This window comes from Kribbella sp. NPDC055110 (assembly GCF_053607525.1).
On sequence record NZ_JBSGTS010000064.1, the window covers coordinates 1 to 2,623 of the forward strand.

Sequence of the window (2,623 nt, forward strand, 5' to 3'; positions counted from 1 at the left end):
GCACCACCCGCCCGCACCACCGCCCCACGCACGGCACCGCCGCACGCACCGCCCGGTCCATCCCGCCGGCCGGCCCCGAGGTCGGGCGCGACAAGAGCCTCCGCACACGAGGGGATATCCGATGGTGTTGTGGCTTCTCCGTTGGTGTTAGAGGGGAGAACCCACCACGCCAGGGGATATCCGTTCTTGTGCCAGATGGGTGGGTTTGGTGCCGGCTGGGTGATCGGGCTGGTGGCGGGACGGCTGCTCGCGGCGGGGTTATGTGCACGCTCGACAGGTAGTGCACCGGCGAGACGGTGTACGCACGGACACGTTCACGCTCAGGTGCACTACCCCACCCCCGACACATCCTGTCGAGCGTGCACATCACACCAAGCCCGGCACGGCCCTCGAACCCGTCGACCACCCACACATCAATCACAAGAAACGGATATCCCTTGGCGTTGCTGAACCCGCGGGAGCCGGCGCGCGGGGGGCTCTGGCTCGGGAGGTGCGGCGGCAGGTAGGCGGGAGATGGGCGCGGGGTCGGGTGGGTGGGGCTGGGGCTGTGGGCTGTCGGAGGTGGGGCTGTGGGAACTGGGGCTGTGGGAACTGGGGCACTGGGAGGTGGCGGCGTGGTTGGAGGCGGGGCGTGGGGGTGGTTGGTTATTCGCGCCAGCCGGTGAGGTCCACGGACTTGCCGGTGTCCACGCGGAACGCGAGTTTGACGGTGGTTTCGGCGTCGGGGGCGAGGTCGAGTTTCCACGTGATGACGCCCAGGTCGGTGGTCTCCGCGGGTTCGGGGTCGGCGGTCAGTCGCTTCACGGTGATCTCGTGGTCGCGGGCGACCGGGAACTGGTCGAGGACGGTGATCCGGGCGGAGCGCGGCGTGTGGTTCTCGATCTTCGTCTCGTACTCGACCTGCCGGCGGCGCGTCGACCCGAGCGTCGCCTTCGTCGCGTCCCGCCGTACCAGCTTCCGCTCGACCCGGATCCGATCGTCCAGGCCGAGGGCCAGCTCGACATCCTCTCCCGGAGCCCAGAGCGGCAACGCGGCGGAGCCGACGAAGTCCGCCTCGTGGAAGACCGCGGCCTTTCCGGCCGGGAGGGTGTGGGCGGACGAGTTCACGACCGTGGCGCGCAGATGTACGTCGGTGGATCGCACCGGGGCCGTGATGTAGTCGAGGTCGGCGTCGAGTTCGATCGCCGCGATCGTCGCGCGGTGGGTCGCGCCGTCGGCTGGTACGGCGACGGGTCGCGGCGGGGTGTACGTTGCCGCGGTCACACCGTGTTCGACGGTCGCATCCAGGTCGGCGAACAGGGCCGATTGTTCGATGACATCTCCCGTCGGCCGGGCTGCGCCGCGGGACAGTGCAACGGCGGCCGGTGCGTGCGGCATCGGCGGGCGCGCGCGGTCGAGGTACCAGGCGTCGAGCTCCGGTACCTTCGCGGTCACGGTCGGCCGGGCCGTCGAGAGAGTGAGGTCGCACTCCGGCCAGTCCTCGCCGGTGTGTTGCGTGATCAGGCCATACCAGTTCAGCGTCAGCTGGTCGCCCTTGAGACGTACGTCGTACGAGCTCGTCCACCCGGCCGCGGGCACGACGTACGAGAGTTCGATCTCGACCTCCGCCTCGGCATCCAGCGCCAACGCGACAGCCGCGGCAAGTCGGTCAGGCGCGCGCATCTCTGGTAGCGCAGCGAGCCGACGGCCCACGGCCGCGAGACGCTCCTCCACCTCGCGGCGCTGCATACTCAGCTCCCGACGCGTCGCCCGTACAGCCGACAACCGGCCCGCGAGCGACTCGATGAACCCGCCGAGCTCCGGCCCCGGATCGCCCGCCGCCAACGTACGCGCAAAGCTCCCACCGGCCCGCTTCGCCAACTGTGAAAGGAACATCTCCAGCTGCACTTGTACGTCGTCCGCGTCGCTGAGAGCCGCGATCTCGTCCTGCGCCGCACGCTGCACCCGCTCAAGCTCCGCAACCGTCTCGTCCGGAGCCTGCGCAAGATACCGCGTCGCCACATCCACCCCCAGCACCGTCGCCGGCCCCCGCCCCGACACCCGCACCGAGTCCTCCTCCAGCGACCACGGCAGCGGCTCCACATACACCACCTGATCCCCACCCGGCACCACAACCCGCCCCCGCCGAGTAACCCGAGCCCGATCCGGATAAACAGTCACCCCAACAACCGGAGCCTCCACCACAAACTCACCCATACCCCGACCCTAAGCCCGCAAAGCAGCAACAACCCCACACCCACCACCCACCCGCACCCCGCCCACCTCACCCACTTCGCCCTGCACCGGACCGCCCTGCACCGGACCGCCCTGGCCTCCATTGCACGGACAGCGCCGCGTGGACAGAGCGCAGCCGGCCCACCTCGGCGCCTGACCAGTCGCATCACCCCTCCGGACCACCCGCCACCGACTCGCAACCCTCGCCGTATACACGTTTCCTCGCACGCCGAACATGTGACATTTCCCCTTGTGGACAAGGGAATCCGGGCCTGACGTCGACTTGAACCCGGATCTTAGAGTGCATAGAATCGAACACATGTTCGAGGAAGATCTGGAGTCGCTCCCCACCCGCGACCTGCTGGAAAACGCCGCGGAATGCCGCGCCACCGCCAACCAGGCCGACGCG

The 2,623-nt window shown here is 69.1% G+C and carries 1 protein-coding gene; it reads right to left on the reverse strand.

The annotated features are described in order from the left end of the window. Positions 1–645: 645 nt before the first annotated feature. A complete protein-coding gene (locus ACWF0M_RS38065; protein WP_452240634.1) occupies positions 646–2,196 on the reverse strand; it encodes a DUF4139 domain-containing protein in 1,551 nt (516 codons plus the stop codon). Between the last annotated feature and the right edge of the window lie 427 nt (positions 2,197–2,623).

Bases quoted from the DNA above. Each gene is read 5' to 3' on its own strand.
- ACWF0M_RS38065 (WP_452240634.1), bottom strand. From the start codon at position 2,196: ATGGGTGAGTTTGTGGTGGAGGCTCCGGTTGTTGGGGTGACTGTTTAT.